We start from the raw sequence: 16,400 nt of genomic DNA, 5'->3' as shown, positions 1-16,400 counted from the left end.
ACCAGCGGGAATATAAGCGTCCTGAAGCGTCTTCGGAAAATGGCAGGTCAGAAAATTAGGACCGATGCCGGGCGGGGAGCTGGCCTGTCCGAAACTGGCCCTGCCTTAATGATGGCAAAAAGGGCAAAAAGGCACTATGTCGCCTTTTTGTGTATATGGCTGTCTTTAATGCAGCTTAGGGACGTCCATGATCAGGGGTCATGGGCGGAGCCGGAGCAGGCCCACGGCGTTGTCCTTGAGGATCATCGGACGGACCTCGGGCTTGATGTCGAGCTTGGCGAAGTCGGCCAGCCAGCGGTCGGGGGTGATCACCGGGTAGTCGGAGCCGAAGAGCACCTTGTCCTTGAGCAGCGTGTTCGCGTACTGGACGAGCTGTGGGGGGAAGTACTTCGGCGACCATCCGGACAGGTCGATGTAGACGTACGGCTTGTGCGTGGCCACCGCGAGCGCCTCGTCCTGCCAGGGGAAGGACGGATGGGCCAGGATGATCCGCAGCTCGGGGAAGTCCACGGCGACGTCGTCGACCAGCATCGGATTGCCGTACTTTAGCCGGATCCCGCCCCCGCCCGGCACTCGCGCGCCGATGCCGGTCTGCCCGGTGTGGAACAACGCGGGCACCCCGAGCTCCTCGATGACCTCATAGAGGGGGTAGGCCATCGGGTCGTTCGGCGCGAAGCCCTGGATGCTGGGGTGGAACTTGAAGCCGCGCACCCCGTACTCCTCGACGAGCCTGCGCGCCTCACGGGCGCCCGCCCGTCCCTTCCATGGATCCACGCTGCCGAACGGGATCAGCACATCGGCGTGCTCGGCGCAGCTCTCCGCCACCTCCTCGTTGGAGATGCGCGGGTGACCCGTGGCGTGCTCGGCGTCCACGGTGAACACGACCGCGGCCATCTTCCGCTCACGGTAGTAGGCGGCGATCTCGGGGATGGTCGGCCGCGCGTGCCCCTTGAAATACTCCGCCGACGCGCCGAACAACTCCGGACTGAGCGAGCCGTGGCCGTCCTTGGACACCTCGGCGTGCGTGTGGACGTCGATCGCGACGAGCTCCTCGACGTTCATGCCGGGTCCGAGTGCCAGGAGTCGGTACGACGGGCGACGGCTGATTTCCCTGTGAGATTCACCGCTCGAACGTAAGGCGCTTCTGTGACCATGGTCAAGTTTCTGCCGAACGAAGCTGAGGGACCCGTTCACACCGAAACCTCCGCGGGCGTGACCGCGGAGGTTTCGGTGGTGCGGGGAGTGGCTGTTGGGTTCTCAGGGGGCGGGGACCTCGCGGACCAGCTTGGACGTCCAGGGGCAGAAGACGCAGCCGGGCAGGAAGGCGCCGCATGCCTCATCGAGATGGTCTTCGGTGTAGGTCACCGTGGCGTCGCAGACCTCGATGGCCACCGCGAAGAAGCTGATGGTGTTCGGGTCGTAGTGGAAGCTCCAGTGCGGGTTGTAGGGGGCCGGTCTCTTGATGATCCGGCCCAGGACGTGCACCTCCTCCTGCTCCTCGCCGCTGAGGATCCGCCGGGCGTGCTCGATCTTCGCGGGGTCGGTGAGCTGGAAGACGAACGGCCTGGCGCGCTCCGCGGTCTGCATCTCGAAGTAGACCGGCGCGACCGCCGCGCGAGTGGGGGCGGCCTGGAGGGAGGCGGGCACGCACGAGCGTGCCGCGGCGGCATGGGCGGGGGCGGCCGTGAGCGTGGGGGCGCCCGCGGCGAGCAGTGCCGCGAGGGCGAGGGCTGACGCCGCGAGGGAGGGGATGCGCATCGGCTTCCTTTCGATCAGGAGTGGACCCTCTGCACCGATGCCCATCAGCCAAAACTACCTAACGTAACTGTACGACTACAGAAAGCTACCGGTTGGGCATGATCAGCCGGTCGACTAGGTAGGTGTCCCGGGGACTACCTACGTAGTCGAAATAGGTAGTCGTATGGGGATTTCTCACGTCTCGTCATCGCGAGGTGTGAGGAAGGCTTGTGGCCAAAGTACCAATGCCGCCGAAAGTGAGGATCGAGGCTGCGAGCCATGTACAAGCATCAGCCCCCCAAGTCCACCCCCCTTCGTTCCCGACCGCGAGGCGAAATCTTTCGCCACCTACTGCTTGGAGCAGGGATGGGGTCTGCGTCGCAAGGGGATGGTGCACATGAGCGACACCGGTTCGCGGCCAGGGTCGAGAACGACTGTCCAGCCGACGCGCGGCGGGTTGCCTCATGGAGGCTCCCGCACCAGCTCGGCTCGGTGCCCAGGGCACGCCATCTGACACGTGCGCTGCTGTCCCAATGGGGCTTCGACGGCCAGAGTGAGGTCGCCGAACTGCTGGTCAGCGAGTTGGTCACTAACGCGCTGAAATATGTGAAAGGGACCGTCGATCTCAGCCTCTCCGCTGAGGACGGGTTGCTGCGCTTCGAGGTCGAGGATGCCAATCCCGAACTGCCTCAGGCGCGTAGACCCCGCCCGGACGAGGAGAGGGGGCACGGTCTGCACCTGGTCGACACACTGTCGTGTTGCTGGGGAAGCATCCGCACCCATCGGGGAAAGGTCGTCTGGTGCGAACTGCCTGTCGGCGCGCGCCAGTGCTGAAGCCCGGGCCCACTCGCCCACGATCCGGAAAGGTTACGAGAGAGAGTCCATGCGCCAGATCCGTGTCCGCAAAAGTCCTATCCGCACCAGAGATGATCGGCCAGATCTGCGGACGCCATCAGGACGGAGGTTGCCATACTGAATAAACGATCATTACGGAACCCCCTGAACAGAGGGACGCCGGAGCCGATCGGGTCACCGCTGAGATCGGTCCCGGCGTCCCGCCTTGTCGGCGAGGGTCTGGCGAGGGTCAGGTGAGGGTCACTCGCCGTCGGCCCGCTCGATCGCGTACGTGATCGTCCGCTTCAGCCCGAGCCGCGCCCCTTGACGGAAGGCCGCCGCGAACGCCCGCCCGCCCAGCTCCTCGTGGGCGCGCGCCATGCACTGCTCGTGGCCCCGTACGTGGGGAAACAGCCGGGTCGGTGAGGCGCCCATCGCCCGCCACAGCGGATGCGCGGTGCCGAGTATCGTGGCCGCCCGTTCGTATCGGCCCTGCGCGCAGGCCGTCCAGGCCAGCACCTCCAGGCATTGCGTGAGGCCCCACCGGTCGTTGAGCGTGTTCCTCAACTCGGCCGCCTCCCTCATCAGGGCTTCGGCCCTGCGCCAGTCGCCCTGGTTCCACGCGGCCATACCCAGGGCGAACAGCGCGTATCCGCGCGACAGCTGTGCGTCCCGGGCGTCCGACAGCGCGAGGAACCAGTCGCCCAGGGTGATACTGAGCTCCGGGGCCTCGGCCGCGCCGTAGGCGGCGGCGTAGAACCGGTTGATGGCGGCGGCGTCGACGTCTCCACCGGCCAGGTGTCCGGCGCGGGCCTCCTCCAGGAGCGCGAGACCTCGCCGGGGCTCTCCTGCCGAGAAGGCGGCGATGCCCGAGACCTGGGTGGCGAACGCGAGAGCCGATTCGTCACCCAGCCGCTGGGCCAGGATCCGACATTCCTCAAGCTGCGGCAGGGCCGTCTTCAGGTCGCCCTGATGGAGGGCGAGCAGGCTGTCGACCCACAGGGCGTGGGCCCGGGCGGAGTTCGCCTCCGGCACGAGCCGCAGGCCACGGTCCAGCCAGTGCCGGCCCTCGGTGAGAGAGCCGGCGATGATCCAGAAGACCCACAGCGCCGAGGCGATCTCCAGCCCCACGGACGCCTCGACCGTCCGGCCGAAGCACAGGTCGAGCGCGACGCGCAGATTGGGCAGCTCACGATGCAGGGCCCTGAATCCCTCAAGCTGGTGGGGAGAGAGCCGATCCAACCGGTGCCGCTCGACCTCACCCCGGTAATACTCGACGTATCGCCGGCCCAGCGCCCTCGCCTCGGCCGGGGACAACTCCTCACGGCCGTATGAGCGGATGCTGTCGAGCATGCGGTAGTACACCCCGGTGTCGCGCTCTGTCGCGATGAGTACGGACTTGTCCACCAAGCCGGCGATCAGATCGACGACATCTTCCTTGTCGATCTCCGCTCCCGGGCAGATCGCCTCCGCGGCCTCCAGCGCGACGCCGCCGGCGAACATCGACAGCCTGCTCCACAGCCGCTGCTCCGCCGCCGAGCACAGTCCGAAACTCCAGTCCAGGGTGGCGCGCAGCGACCGGTGCCGGGGCAGGACGGAACGGGCGCCCTCGACCGGCGCCTCGAAGTGCTCGTCCAGCTCACGCAGCAACTGCTCCACGGGCGTCGTGCGCAGCCGCACCGCGGCCAGTTCGATCGCCAGCGGGATCCCCTCCAGGCGCTGTGACAGCCGGGCCACCGTCGCGGCGTTGGCCGCGTCGACCGTGAATCCGGGTCGTGCCCGCGCCGCGCGCTCGGCGAACAGGCGGACCGCGTCGTGGCGGGCGATGTCGCGCACCGCCTCGCCGGGATCCGATGTGGTCAGCGGCGGCACGTACAGCACCTGCTCGCCGTAGACGCCGAGCGCCTGCCGGCTGGTCGCCAGGATCCGCAGCCGCGGGGCGCCGCGCAGCATGCGGTCCACCAGGAGGGCGCACTCCTCCAGCAGGTGCTCGCAGTTGTCCAGCACCAGCAGCATCCGCCTGTCGGCCAGGTAGTCGACCAGCGTGGTCATGGAGCAGGGGCCCAGCTCACGCAGGCCCAGCGCCGTGGCCACGGCCGACTCCAGAAGGTCGCCATCCTCGAGAGTGGCCAGCTCGACCAGCTCGACCCCGTGCGCGAACGCCCCGCGCAGGGCCTCGCCCGCCTGCACGGCCAGCCGGGTCTTGCCGACTCCACCGGTGCCCGTCAGGGTCAGCAACCGGGTATGGCCCAACATTCGCCGCACAGCGGACATCTCATGCCTGCGCCCGACGATGCCGGGTCCCTCTACCCGCCGATGTTCCGGAGAACCGGTCACCTCCGCGTCCATCCTGCCTTGTGGCGCCGCTGTAATCGCGCCATCACTCACCACCAGGCTATGTCCACTTCATCGCGCTGCGCACCGGAAAACGGTCTGGGCATAACCTAGGTAGTTAAGGGCCCGGATTCAGCACGGTGGTGACCTGCTTGGCCGAGCCGGCACGAGGGCGCGTCATGGCAACAGGGGAGTCCCGGCGGCAGCGGAGCGGATGGCTGCCGGCCGAGGTGACGAGTTTCGTGGGACGTCGGCACGAGGTGGCCGAGGTCAAGACGTTGCTGTCCGCGTCCCGGGCGGTGACCTTGATCGGCGTGGGCGGGGTGGGCAAGACCCGGCTGGCCCTGCGCGTGGGGCTCGAGGTGCGGCGGGCGTTCCGCGATGGCGTGTGGCTGGTCGAGCTCGCCTCGCTGGAGGATTCGGAGCTGCTCGCTCAGGTCGTGGCCGAGGCCCTGGAGATTCGCGATCACACCGCCTGCCCGCCCCTGCAGGTGCTCGTCAGCCACCTGCGCGACAAGCAGACGCTGGTGATCCTCGACAACTGCGAGCACCTGGTCCACGAGTGCGCCGTGGTGGCCGACACGCTCCTGCGGGCCGCCCCTGAGCTGCGGATCCTGGCCACCAGCAGGCAGGCGCTGGGCATCGGTGGCGAGCAGATGCTGCCCGTGCCGACGCTTCCGCTGCCGAACTCCGACCGCCCGGGGATATCCGCGGAAGCGCTCATGCAGTGTGACGGGGTGCGGCTGTTCACCGAGCGGGCCCGGGCCGTGCTGCCGACGTTCGCCGTCACCGAGGACAACCGGGACCTCGTGCTGCGGATCTGCCGCCGGCTGGACGGGCTGCCGCTCGCCATCGAGCTGGCGGCCGTGCGGCTGCGGGCGCTGTCGCTCCAGCAGCTCCACGACCGGCTGGACGACCGTTTCCGGCTGCTCACCGCGGGCTCGCGGGCGACGCTGCCGCGCCATCAGACGCTGCGCGCGATGATCGACTGGAGCTTCAGCCTCTGTTCGGAGCGGGAACAGCAGATGTGGGAGCGTGCGTCGGTGTTCGCCGACACGCTGGACCTGGAGGCGGCGGAGGCGGTCTGCTCCGGCGACGGCATCAGCCGCGAGGAGATCATCGACCTGGTGATGGCCCTGGTCGACAAGTCCGTCTTCCTCCGGGAGGAGCATGGCCGGGTAGTGAGATACCGGCTCCTCGACACCATCCGCCAGTACGGCCGCGAACGGCTCACCGCCTCAGGCCAGGAGTCCACGCTGCAACGGCGACACCGCGCCTACTACCGGGCACTGGCGGCGCGGGCCCACGCGCAGTTGTTCGGCCCCTCGCAGGTAGCCTGGTTCGACCGGCTGCAGCTCGAACACGCCAATCTGCGTACCGCCCTCGACAGCTTCTACGGCGACCCGGCGGAGGTCAGGGCCGGCCTGGGCATGGCGGCCGACCTGCTCTACCACTGGATCACCAGTTACTACCTCGGCGAGGGCCGGCGCTGGCTGGACCGAGGGCTGGCCCTGGACACCGAGCCGAGCGAGGTACGCGCCAGGGCCCTGTGGGCCAACAGCTGGCTGGCCATCATCCAGGCCGACATCACCGCCGCCTCGACCATGCTGGAGGAGAGCCGGATCCTGGGGGAGCTGCTGGGTGACGAGCTGGTCCGCGGGTACGTCGCGCTCTACTCCGGCATGATCGCCATGTACCGCGGCGACACCGAAACGGCCATCAAGCTGTACGAGGAGGCCGCGGCACGGCACCGCAGCACCGAGAACCCCGTGGGTCTCGCCCTGGCCCTCATCCGGCTGTCCCTCGCGCACTCCTACCTGGGTGACTCGTCGCAGGCCATCTCCCTGGGCGACGACTGCCTGGCCGTGTGCGACACCTTTGGGGAAGGGTGGCACAAGGCGTACACGATGATGGCGCTCGGTGTGGAGGTGTGGCGGCAGGGAGACGTCCGCCGCGCGACCGAACTCGAGAAGGAGAGCCTGGCCTTCAACCGCTCGCTCGACGATCCGCTGGGCGTCGGGGTCAACCTCGAGGTGCTGGCCTGGATCGCCGAGACGGAGCATCACCACACCAGGGCCGCCCGGCTGCTGGGCATCCTGAAGACGGTCTGGAGTTCGATCGGTGCGCCGCTGTCCGGGTACGGGCACCTGGTCCGCTACCACGACGAATGCGAGAGCCGCACGCGCGCGGCCCTGGGGGACGCGACCTTCGACACCGAGCTCAAGCGGGGTGCCCGGCTCTCCTACGACGAGGCGCTCGGCTACGCGCTCCAGGAGGAGCCGCCTCAGGGCGAGAAGGCGGCGAAGGCGGAGCCGGCGCGGCTGACCCGCCGCGAGACGGAGATCGCCCAGCTGGTCGCCCAGGGGATGACCAACAAGCAGATCGCCGCCGCGCTGGTGATCGCCCCGCGCACCGCCGAGGGACATATCGAGCACATCCTGAACAAGCTCGGCTTCAACTCACGCGCCCAGATCGCCGTGTGGGTCGGCGACCGGGCCCGAGCCGCGGACGGGGAGGCTCCCGATTCGCGGGACTGACTATTTCGCGAGCGCGCGCAGGAGCTTGGGTTTGGCGGCCTTCTTCCAGATCGGCGCGAGGGCACGGTACGCCTCGGCGGCCTCGTGGCGTTCCTCGGCGAGCAGCAGGCCGAGGGTGAAGGCGTCGGCCGCCGACAGGTTCGCCCTGGTGGCGAGCTGGGTGAGCTGTTGCTGGGCGACCAGCGCGTCCTGGCGGCGGCCGAAGGCGTCCTGCAGTCGTTCGCCGTGCTTGGCGAGCTTCGCGGCGGGCTTGCCGAGTACGTCGGTGGCGGCTTCGGCGGTGTAGCGGGCGCGTTTGGCCGCCTTGCGGGTGGCGTGCAGGGCCTGGTCACGCTCCGCGCCCAAGGGCAGGCGCTCGGCCTTGGCGTATTTGGCCAGGACCTTGCCCCAGCTCTTGGCCACCAGGGCCGAGGGTCGGCGGTTCGCCCTGCCCTGGAAGGGCGGGTCGGCGATGAGATCGTCGAGGGCGGCCAGGAGAGCGAAGTAACGCGGTGTCCGCAGCGTCTTCTTGAGCGCCCGCCTGGCCCTGTGCTCGCGCGCGGCCAGCACGGCAGGCCATTCCGCCTCCCGGGGACCGCCGGCGGGCTGGTCGGCGAGGCGGCGGGCGAATCGGGCGGTGAGCACTTCGAGATCGCGCACCGTGCCCAGCTCGGCGGCCAGCCACTTCAGCTCCGCGTCGAGCGGGCCGATCCGGTCGCTGTCCAGCAGCCGCGCGTGGGTGCGCAGGAGGCTGCGGATGCGCCGCAGGGCCACGCGCATGTCGTGCACCGAGTCGTCGTCGTGGTCGGCCAGGCGTACCAGCGGGTCGTTGGCGAGCAGTTGCCCACGTTGGCGCCGCACGTACGCGATCAGGACCGCCCTGGCGCTCCGCCCGTCCTTGCGGCCACTTTCCGGGGGCAGGTCGGCGCCCAGCACGCGCGCCAGCTTGGAGCCGGATGACGACGGCGCCAGCCCGGCGTCACGCAGCCTGCTCTCGACGGCATCGAGTACGTCCATGCGGCCGTCCACCAGCTCGACCTCGATCTCGCGCCACGAGACGGGCGGCCGGTCGGCGTTCTGGCGGCGGCCCTCCACCACGTCGTCGCTGACCTCGGCCAGCACCCGGCCCTCTTGGTCGCGCAGCTTGCGTGTCGTGCGGGTGGTCCGGAGGGTGGCGACCGGGACGAGGTCGCGCCCGCGCAGATGGGCGGCGACGAGGTCGGTCAGCCGGGTGGGCACCTGGTGCACACCGGCGCCCAGCGGCGCGCGCACCTCCCGCTTGGCCCCCTTGGCCACCGGCAACTTGAGATGCCACCCGGCGTCCTGGCCGCCCCGGCGGCGGCGCAGGGTGATGCCCTGGGCGGCGAGCGTCAGGGCCGGGGTGTCGACGTAGTCGGCCACCAGCCGCCACGTCTCCGGCTCGTCCACCGTGACCTTGCCGTCCGGGCCGGTGAAGTCCTCGATCGCGATCTCGGCGGGGCCGTTGACATCGTACTTGCGTTCGATCTCCACAATGTTCCTCAACTCTCCGAAACCCCCACTACCCCGGCGAGTCCCACAAAACGTGCAAGAAGCCCCTTCCTGGGGCTCATCCACGACGGACCGTCTTCTTCTCTCTCCCCGCTGGGGTCCCTCCAGAAGGACCCCAGCCACCATGGACCGTCGCTGGGACCGAGACGGTCGCGTGACGCCGCACCAAGGGGTTTGGTCGAAAACCAGTTGAACGAGTGAGTACTCGCTCATTAGGATCGTCCGCATGACGAAGAGGCGAAGGGTGCCGGCTATGGCGCCAGAAGAGCGTCGGGCCACACTCATCGCCGCCACGCTGCCCCTGTTGCGCGAATTCGGCACCGCCGTGAGCACTCGCCAGATAGCCGAGGCCGCCGGTGTGGCCGAGGGGACGATCTTCGGGGTCTTTCCCGACAAGGCCTCGCTGGTGCGGGCGGCGCTGATGAGCGCGTTCGACCCGAAATCGGCGGTGGCCGCGCTGACCGGCATCGGCACGACGACCGAGCTGCGCGCGCGGCTGCGCGAGGCGGTCACGATGCTGCGGGCCGGAATGAACGCCAACGCCAACCTGATCGCCGGGCCCAAGGAGCTGATGGTCGACGACGTCGAGTTCCGCGAGCATATGTTGGACAGCCGGCGTCAGATCCTGGCCGCGGTCACCGCTCTGCTCGAGCCCGACCGCGACCGGCTGCGCCGCTCTCCCGAGGCCACGGCACAGCTGCTCCTCATGTTGGTCGCGGTGAGCGCGCATCGCGGTTTCGGCCATGGCGGCGAGTTCGGCGACATGGACGACGCGGAGATCGTCTCCGTTCTGCTCGACGGGCTGCTCCTGCGGCCTTCCCCCACTCCTTCGACAGAAAGCACTTCTTGATGCTGCTCCGTCTCTTGCGGGCACAGCTCAGGCCGTACGGGAAAGAGATCACGCTCGTCGTCCTCTTCCAGTTCGTGCAGACACTGGCCACGCTCTATCTCCCCACCCTCAACGCCGACATCATCGACAACGGCGTCGTCAAGGGTGACACCGGATACATCGCACGCGTCGGGCTGGTGATGCTCGGGGTGACGCTCATCCAGATCATCTGCTCGGTCGTGGCCGTCTACTACGGCGCCCAGACCTCGATGGCCCTGGGCCGGGACTTACGGGCCGCGATCTTCCACCGGGTCCAGGACTTCTCCGCCCAGGAGGTCAACCGGTTCGGCCCGCCGTCCCTGATCACCCGCACCACCAACGACGTGCAGCAGATCCAGCTGCTCGTGCTGATGACGTTCACGATGATGGTGGCCGCGCCGATCATGTGCGTCGGCGGGATCGTGCTGGCGCTGCGCCACGACGTGGCGCTGTCGTCGCTGCTGCTCATTGTGCTGCCCGTGCTGCTCGTCATCGTGGGCCTGATCGTGATGCGCATGCGTCCGCTCTTCCGCACGATGCAGGAGCGCATCGACCGGATCAACCAGGTGCTGCGCGAGCAGATCACCGGCATCCGGGTCATCAGGGCCTTCGTCCGCGACCGGCACGAGCGTGAGCGTTTCGCGGTGGCCAACGACCAGCTGACCGACGTGTCGCTGCGGGTCGGGCGGCTCATGGCGCTGATGTTCCCCACGGTCATGCTGGTGGTGAACGTGTCGAGCGTCGCCGTGGTGTGGTTCGGCGGCCATCGCATCGCCGACGGGAGCATGCAGGTGGGCGCGCTGACCGCGGTCATCTCCTACCTGATGCAGATCCTCATGTCGGTGATGATGGCGATGTTCATGTTCATGATGATCCCTCGGGCCGAGGTCTGCGCCGAGCGCATCGAGGAGGTCCTCGACACCGAGCCGACCGTCCACCCGCCGGCCACCCCCGTCGCCCCGGAGAGTCATCTCGGTGAGCTGGAGCTGCGGTCGGTGGACTTCCGCTATCCGGGCGCCGACGAGCCGGTGCTGTGCGACGTGAGCTTCGCGGCGCGGCCGGGCCGTACCACCGCGATCATCGGCAGTACGGGCAGCGGCAAGACGACGCTGCTCAACCTCATCCCGCGCCTGTTCGACGCGAGCGCCGGTGAGGTGCTGGTCGACGGCGTCAGCGTACGAGACCTCGACCCGGCCGTGCTCTCCCGGGCGGTCGGCCTGGTCCCGCAGTCGCCGTACCTCTTCTCCGGCACGATCGCCTCCAACCTGCGCTACGGAAGGCCGGACGCGACCGACGAGGAGCTGTGGCAGGCCCTTGACGTGGCGCAGGCCCGCGAGTTCGTCGAGGCGATGCCCGAGGGCCTGGACGAGCCGATCGCCCAAGGTGGCACGAACGTCTCCGGCGGCCAGCGCCAACGCCTGGCCATCGCCAGGACGCTGGTGCACCGGCCCGAGATCTACCTGTTCGACGACTCCTTCTCCGCCCTCGACTACGCCACCGACGCCCGGCTGCGCGCCGCGCTGGCCGAGGAGATCACCGACGCCACGATCGTCATCGTGGCCCAGCGGGTCAACACGATCCGCGACGCCGACCGCATCCTCGTGCTCGAGGACGGCCGCGTGGTCGGCAGCGGCGACCACGCCGAGCTGATGGCGACCTGCCCGACCTATCGGGAGATCGTGCTGTCTCAGCTCACCGAACAGGAGGCCGCGGCATGACCGAACTCATCGACTCGCACAGCACCTTGGTCAGGCGACCGAGCGTTATGCGATCAAGCGTTCTGCGATCAAGCGTTATGCGATCAAGGAAGGAGGGTTCATGACCACCCCGACGCCCGCGCGCCGCCCCGCGCCCGCTTTCGGGCCGGGCCGGATGATGTCCGGGCCGGCCGAGAAGGCGCACGACTTCGGCGGTTCGTTCCGCCGCCTGCTGCGGCTGCTGCACCCCGAGCGCGCGATGCTGGCCGTCATCCTGGCTTTAGGTACGGTCAGCGTCGCGCTGACCGTGACGGGACCCAAGATCCTCGGCCACGCCACGGACCTGATCTTCTCGGGCATCATCGGCGCCCAGTTGCCCGCCGGGATCACCAAGGAGCAGGCCGTGGCGGGGCTGCGCGCCAGGGGTCAGGGCACGTTCGCCGACATGGTGTCGGCGATGAGCGTGGTGCCCGGCCAGGGCATCGACTTCACCGCGCTGGCCCAGGTGCTGGGCTGGGTGCTGGCGCTCTACCTGGTGGCGGCGCTGCTCGGGATCGTGCAGTTCCGGCTGACCACGATCGTCGTGCAGCGGGCGGCGTCCCGGCTGCGCGAGCGGATCGAGGCCAAGCTGGCGCGGCTGCCGCTGAGCTACTTCGACGGCCAGCCGCGCGGCGAGATTCTCAGCCGCGCCACCAACGACACCGACAACATCGCGCAGACGCTGCAGCAGACGATGAGCCAGCTCATCTCGTCGGTGCTGACGGTCGTCGGCGTACTGGTGATGATGTTCTGGATCTCGCCGATCCTGGCGATCATCGCGCTGGTCACGGTGCCGCTGTCGGTCTACATCACCACGGTCATCGGAAAGCGGTCGCAGCCGCAGTTCATCAAGCAGTGGTCCTCGACGGGCAAGCTCAACGGCCACATCGAGGAGATGTTCGGGGGGCACACGCTGGTCAAGGTGTTCGGCAGGCAGAAGGAGGTCGCCGAGGCCTTCGACGAGCACAACCAGGCCCTGTTCAACTCCAGCTTCCGGGCCCAGTTCATCTCCGGGCTCATCCAGCCGGCGATGATGTTCATCGGCAACCTCAACTACGTGCTGGTCGCCGTGGTGGGCGGGTTCAACGTGGCCTCGGGTTCGATCTCGCTGGGCAACGTGCAGGCCTTCATCCAATACTCCAGGCAGTTCAGCCAGCCGCTGACCCAGGTGGCCGGCATGGCGACCCTGGTGCAATCGGGTGTCGCCTCGGCCGAACGGGTCTTCGAGCTGCTGGAGGCTCCGGAGCAGTCCGCGGAGCCCGCCAAGCCCGCGCGCCCCGATCAGGTCAGGGGCCGTGTGGCGTTCGAGAACGTCTCCTTCCGCTACGATCCGGACCGGCCGCTGATCGAGAACCTGTCGCTTACCGTCGAACCCGGCCAGACCGTGGCCATCGTCGGCCCCACGGGAGCGGGCAAGACGACGCTGGTCAACCTCATCATGCGCTTCTACGAGGTGACCGGCGGCCGTATCACGCTCGACGGCGTCGACATCGCGGAGATGTCCAGGGAAGAGCTGCGCGACAACATGGGCATGGTGCTGCAGGACACCTGGCTGTTCGGCGGCACGATCGCGGAGAACATCGGCTACGGGGCGGAGGGCGCCACGCGCGAACAGATCGAGGCCGCCGCGGAGGCCGCCCACGTCGACCGCATCGCGCACACGCTGCCCGACGGCTACGACACGGTGATCGACGAGGAGGGCGCGACGGTCAGCGCGGGCGAGACACAGCTGATCACGATCGCCCGCGCGTTCCTGTCCGAGCCGGCGATCCTGATCCTGGACGAGGCCACCAGCTCGGTCGACACCCGGACCGAGGTGCTCATCCAGCGGGCGATGAGCTCGCTGCGCGAGGGGCGTACCAGCTTCGTGATCGCCCACCGGCTGTCCACGATCCGCGACGCCAGCCTGATCCTGGTCATGGAGAACGGGCGGATCGTCGAACAGGGCACGCACGAGTCGCTGCTGGCCGCGGACGGCGCCTACGCCCGGCTGTACTCGGCCCAGTTCGGCCGGGCGGTCGCGGAGGTGGACTAGCCGCCGAGGACCCGGCGACTCCTGTGTGGTACTTGGATGATCGACGCCGGGTACACGATGATGTTCGGGAGTCGCCGGAGCTTGACGGGAGCCACGCATGCGGATCGGTGTCGTCTTTCCCCAGACCGAACTCGGCGCCGACGTGGGCGCCGTACGGGCCTACGGACAGCGGGTCGAGGAGCTCGGGTTCCGGCATGTACTGGCCTATGACCACGTCGTAGGCGCCGATCCGGCGGTCCACCAGGGCTGGGACGGCCCCTACGACGTGCGGACCACCTTCCACGAGCCGATGGTCCTGTTCGGCTACCTCGCCGCGCTGACCTCACTGGAGCTCGTCACGGGCATCATCATCCTGCCCCAGCGGCAGACGGCCCTGGTGGCCAAGCAGGCCGCGGAGGTCGACCTGCTCACCAACGGCCGGTTCCGGCTGGGCGTGGGACTGGGCTGGAACCAGGTGGAGTACGAAGCCCTCGGCCAGGACTTCAGCACCCGGGGCAAGCGCATCGACGAGCAGGTCGCGTTGCTGCGCCGGCTGTGGACCGAGCAGTCACTCACGTTCGAGGGCACCTTCGACCGGGTGACCGGCGCGGGGCTGGCGCCCCTGCCCGTGCAGCGGCCGATCCCGGTCTGGTTCGGCGCGCAGTCGCCCCCGGCGTACCGCCGCGCCGGACGCCTGGCCGACGGGTGGTTCCCGCAGATGTCCCCGGGGCCGAAGCTCGACGAGGCCAAGGCCATGGTCGCGGAGGCCGCCACACAGGCGGGCCGCGACCCCGCCACGCTCGGCATGGAAGGCCGGGTCAGCTGGACGGGCGACGCGGCGGAACTACGCGAGGCGGCCCGGCGGTGGCAGGAGTCCGGAGCCACTCATATCGCCATCAACACCATGCGGGCGGGACTCCGCTCGGTCGACGAGCACCTCGCCGCACTGGAGACAGCCGCCGACGCACTCGAGGTCCGGAAGGCCGACTAGAGCTCGGTTCGTCGCCGCCCTGCAGGTGCTGGGTATCGGTGGCCCTAGCGCTTCGTCAGGTTAGGAGTGCGCCGGCGATCACGTGGGCCATGGCTTGTGCTCCGGCGTCGTTGAGGTGGATGTGATCGCCGCTGTCGTAGGCGGCTGCGACGGTGGCCGGGGCCGCGGAGTCGCGCACGGCCTGGTCGAGGTCGGCGACGGCGTCGAACTTCGCGCTGGTGCGGATCCACCGGTTGACGCGCCGGCGGAGTTCCTCGTTACCGGGGGTGTCGAATCCGGGGCTGATCGCCCCGGCGCCGTTGAACGGCGTGAGGGTCGTGATGACCGTGGTCAAACCGTGGCGCCGGGCGCGTTCGGCGATGGCGGTGTATCCGTCGATGAGCTCGTCCGCGGACACCGGAGGGGTGCCGAGCATTCCGGGCAGGCAGATGTCGTTGAGCCCCAACTCCAGGATGAGGTGTGTCACTCCCGGTGCGGCGAGCACGTCGCGATCGAACCGGGCGGTTCCGCTTTCCCCGAAGACGTCGGTGAGCAGCCGGTTTCCGGCGATGCCCAGGTTGATCATGGATATGCCCGCGGCAGCGGCGCGGCGGGCCATTTGGTCGGTGTAGCGCAGGTTGGCTTCGGGTGTGGTGCCCACGCCGTCCGTCAGCGAGTCGCCGAAGGCGGCCACAACGCGGCGGCCGGGGGGCGTCAGCACATCGATCCCGGTGAGGTGGAAGCGGGATTCAACCTCTTCCGCGTGGGTCAGTTCGGGCTGGGAGGCCACGTCGCCGGCGGTGACGTAGCCGGTCCGCAGAGCGAAGGGGTGGTAGGTGGCGGGTCCGCACGGTGCCGCGTAATAGGTGCTGATCACCAGGTCGGTCTCGGCGGTCGTGGCGAGGTCGACGGGGTCGCTCACGGCCTCGTGCTCGGCCTCGATGGTCACGTCGGGAGTGCCACCGAAGGTGACCTCGGTGTCAGTGCCGGGGGTGATCGCGGATGCGGTGGCGTGCAGTGCGATCCGGATGCGGGCGATGGTGAGCGGTTCCTTGCCGTACAGGTTGCTGAGCCGTACCCGTAGACGGGCACCGCCGCCGCGGACGCGAACGATCTGGCGGAGGGTCTGGTCATCGAAACTGCGGGAGGGATGGACAAGCGTCGGCTCGTACGGGCTGACGGGAGCGGATCTGAAGGCCGCTATCCATGTCTGGGTCATGGGCACACTTCTCCTGGAGCGCTGGCGGATGAGGTCGTCGAAGCGGGCGGCGTCGCCGGTGGCGAAAGAGGGGTTGTCTGGCTGGGCGCCAGGCAAGTCCGGATCACGATCGGGTCGAGCACCCCGGCGCCGCAAACGAGATTGAACGCATGGGTTCAAAATAGTTATCTGGACGACTCAGTACAACTCAATAGTTCATTCATTTGAACCAGCGAGTACAATCTAGGGATGGTTAGACACATCGGCCCGCTGGAGGCCCGCTCCCAGATGGGCACCCGCCAGAGGCAAACGCCGGCTTGGCGGGGCGATCGCCTGGTCAGTGCGACGCGCGCTGGCGCAGTCCGCGTTCTGTGCGCCGAAACGCAGGCCGTCGAAGAGGATCGCCGTGATGCGCACGGCTTCGTTCTGCCAGCCTTCGGTGGCGTGCATGCCGCACGGTCGGCCTGAGCTGCCGATACTTACCCCCGAGCCGGTGCGGGACCGGACCTGTCCGGCTCGCGTGCATCGTTCTGAACTTTGGGGCCGTTCCGGCTCAGTACTGTGACTTCGCATGACCGACACCGAGTTCGAGATCACCGCGGACCTGGTCCGCGAGTTGCTGCGGGAGCAACATCCAGACCTTGCGGGGCTGGCCATCCGCGA

Annotated in this window: 12 protein-coding genes; 6 read left to right on the top strand and 6 right to left on the bottom strand. The window is 68.6% G+C overall.

Annotated elements, in window-relative coordinates; all coding sequences use genetic code 11:
- Window positions 1–198: 198 nt before the first annotated feature.
- Together AB0J16_RS49745 and AB0J16_RS49740 are read right to left on the bottom strand one after the other, a co-directional pair.
- Window positions 199–1,062, bottom strand: coding sequence for an amidohydrolase family protein (locus tag AB0J16_RS49745; protein ID WP_358553350.1), 864 nt, complete (start codon window positions 1,060–1,062; stop codon window positions 199–201).
- Window positions 1,063–1,257: 195 nt separating this feature from the next.
- Window positions 1,258–1,758 (bottom strand): calmodulin-binding protein, encoded by a 501-nt coding sequence (locus tag AB0J16_RS49740; RefSeq protein WP_358553348.1) that lies wholly within the window; start codon window positions 1,756–1,758, stop codon window positions 1,258–1,260.
- Window positions 1,759–2,016: 258 nt separating this feature from the next.
- Here AB0J16_RS49740 and AB0J16_RS49735 point away from each other — a divergent pair, with 258 nt between their 5' ends.
- Window positions 2,017–2,571, top strand: coding sequence for an ATP-binding protein (locus tag AB0J16_RS49735; RefSeq protein WP_358553346.1), 555 nt, complete (start codon window positions 2,017–2,019; stop codon window positions 2,569–2,571).
- Window positions 2,572–2,832: 261 nt separating this feature from the next.
- Here the strand turns inward: AB0J16_RS49735 and AB0J16_RS49730 are convergent, their stop codons facing one another.
- Entirely contained in the window at window positions 2,833–4,836 is a 2,004-nt protein-coding gene (locus AB0J16_RS49730; protein ID WP_358553344.1) for a LuxR family transcriptional regulator, read from the bottom strand.
- A gap of 248 nt (window positions 4,837–5,084) precedes the next feature.
- On the opposite strand from AB0J16_RS49730, the gene AB0J16_RS49725 reads away from it, so the two are divergent.
- On the top strand, window positions 5,085–7,442 hold the full coding sequence (locus AB0J16_RS49725) for a LuxR C-terminal-related transcriptional regulator (RefSeq protein ID WP_358553342.1): 2,358 nt from the start codon (window positions 5,085–5,087) through the stop codon (window positions 7,440–7,442).
- Here the strand turns inward: AB0J16_RS49725 and AB0J16_RS49720 are convergent, their stop codons facing one another.
- Window positions 7,443–8,945: a CYTH and CHAD domain-containing protein gene (locus AB0J16_RS49720; protein WP_358553340.1), complete on the bottom strand. Its 1,503-nt coding sequence runs from the start codon at window positions 8,943–8,945 to the stop codon at window positions 7,443–7,445.
- A 259-nt stretch (window positions 8,946–9,204) separates the two neighbouring features.
- Between AB0J16_RS49720 and AB0J16_RS49715 the strand changes: the two genes are divergently transcribed.
- The 4 genes from AB0J16_RS49715 to AB0J16_RS49700 all read left to right on the top strand — a co-directional run bounded on the left by AB0J16_RS49715 (window position 9,205) and on the right by AB0J16_RS49700 (window position 14,560).
- The gene (locus tag AB0J16_RS49715) at window positions 9,205–9,801 is read left to right on the top strand and encodes a helix-turn-helix domain-containing protein (RefSeq protein WP_358553338.1); all 597 of its coding nucleotides are present in this window, start codon (window positions 9,205–9,207) and stop codon (window positions 9,799–9,801) included.
- On the top strand, window positions 9,801–11,537 hold the full coding sequence (locus AB0J16_RS49710) for an ABC transporter ATP-binding protein (protein WP_358553336.1): 1,737 nt from the start codon (window positions 9,801–9,803) through the stop codon (window positions 11,535–11,537). Before AB0J16_RS49715 ends, AB0J16_RS49710 begins: the two co-directional genes overlap by 1 nt.
- A gap of 100 nt (window positions 11,538–11,637) precedes the next feature.
- A complete protein-coding gene (locus AB0J16_RS49705; RefSeq protein WP_358553334.1) occupies window positions 11,638–13,590 on the top strand; it encodes an ABC transporter ATP-binding protein in 1,953 nt (650 codons plus the stop codon).
- Window positions 13,591–13,687: 97 nt separating this feature from the next.
- Window positions 13,688–14,560 carry an LLM class F420-dependent oxidoreductase gene (locus AB0J16_RS49700; RefSeq protein WP_358553332.1) on the top strand — a complete coding sequence of 291 codons (873 nt, stop codon included), beginning with the start codon at window positions 13,688–13,690 and terminating at the stop codon, window positions 14,558–14,560.
- 55 nt (window positions 14,561–14,615) lie between these two features.
- On the opposite strand, the gene AB0J16_RS49695 is transcribed toward AB0J16_RS49700, so the two are convergent.
- Entirely contained in the window at window positions 14,616–15,758 is a 1,143-nt protein-coding gene (locus AB0J16_RS49695; RefSeq protein ID WP_358553330.1) for an SGNH/GDSL hydrolase family protein, read from the bottom strand.
- 222 nt (window positions 15,759–15,980) lie between these two features.
- Window positions 15,981–16,187 carry a hypothetical protein gene (locus AB0J16_RS49690; protein ID WP_358553328.1) on the bottom strand — a complete coding sequence of 69 codons (207 nt, stop codon included), beginning with the start codon at window positions 16,185–16,187 and terminating at the stop codon, window positions 15,981–15,983.
- Between the last annotated feature and the right edge of the window lie 213 nt (window positions 16,188–16,400).

It is taken from the genome of Nonomuraea sp. NPDC049750 (assembly GCF_040659625.1).
Taxonomy (GTDB): Bacteria; Actinomycetota; Actinomycetes; order Streptosporangiales; family Streptosporangiaceae; genus Nonomuraea.
The sequence above is the reverse complement of the archived record's forward strand: the minus strand, read 5'-3'. Positions and strand labels throughout refer to the sequence as shown.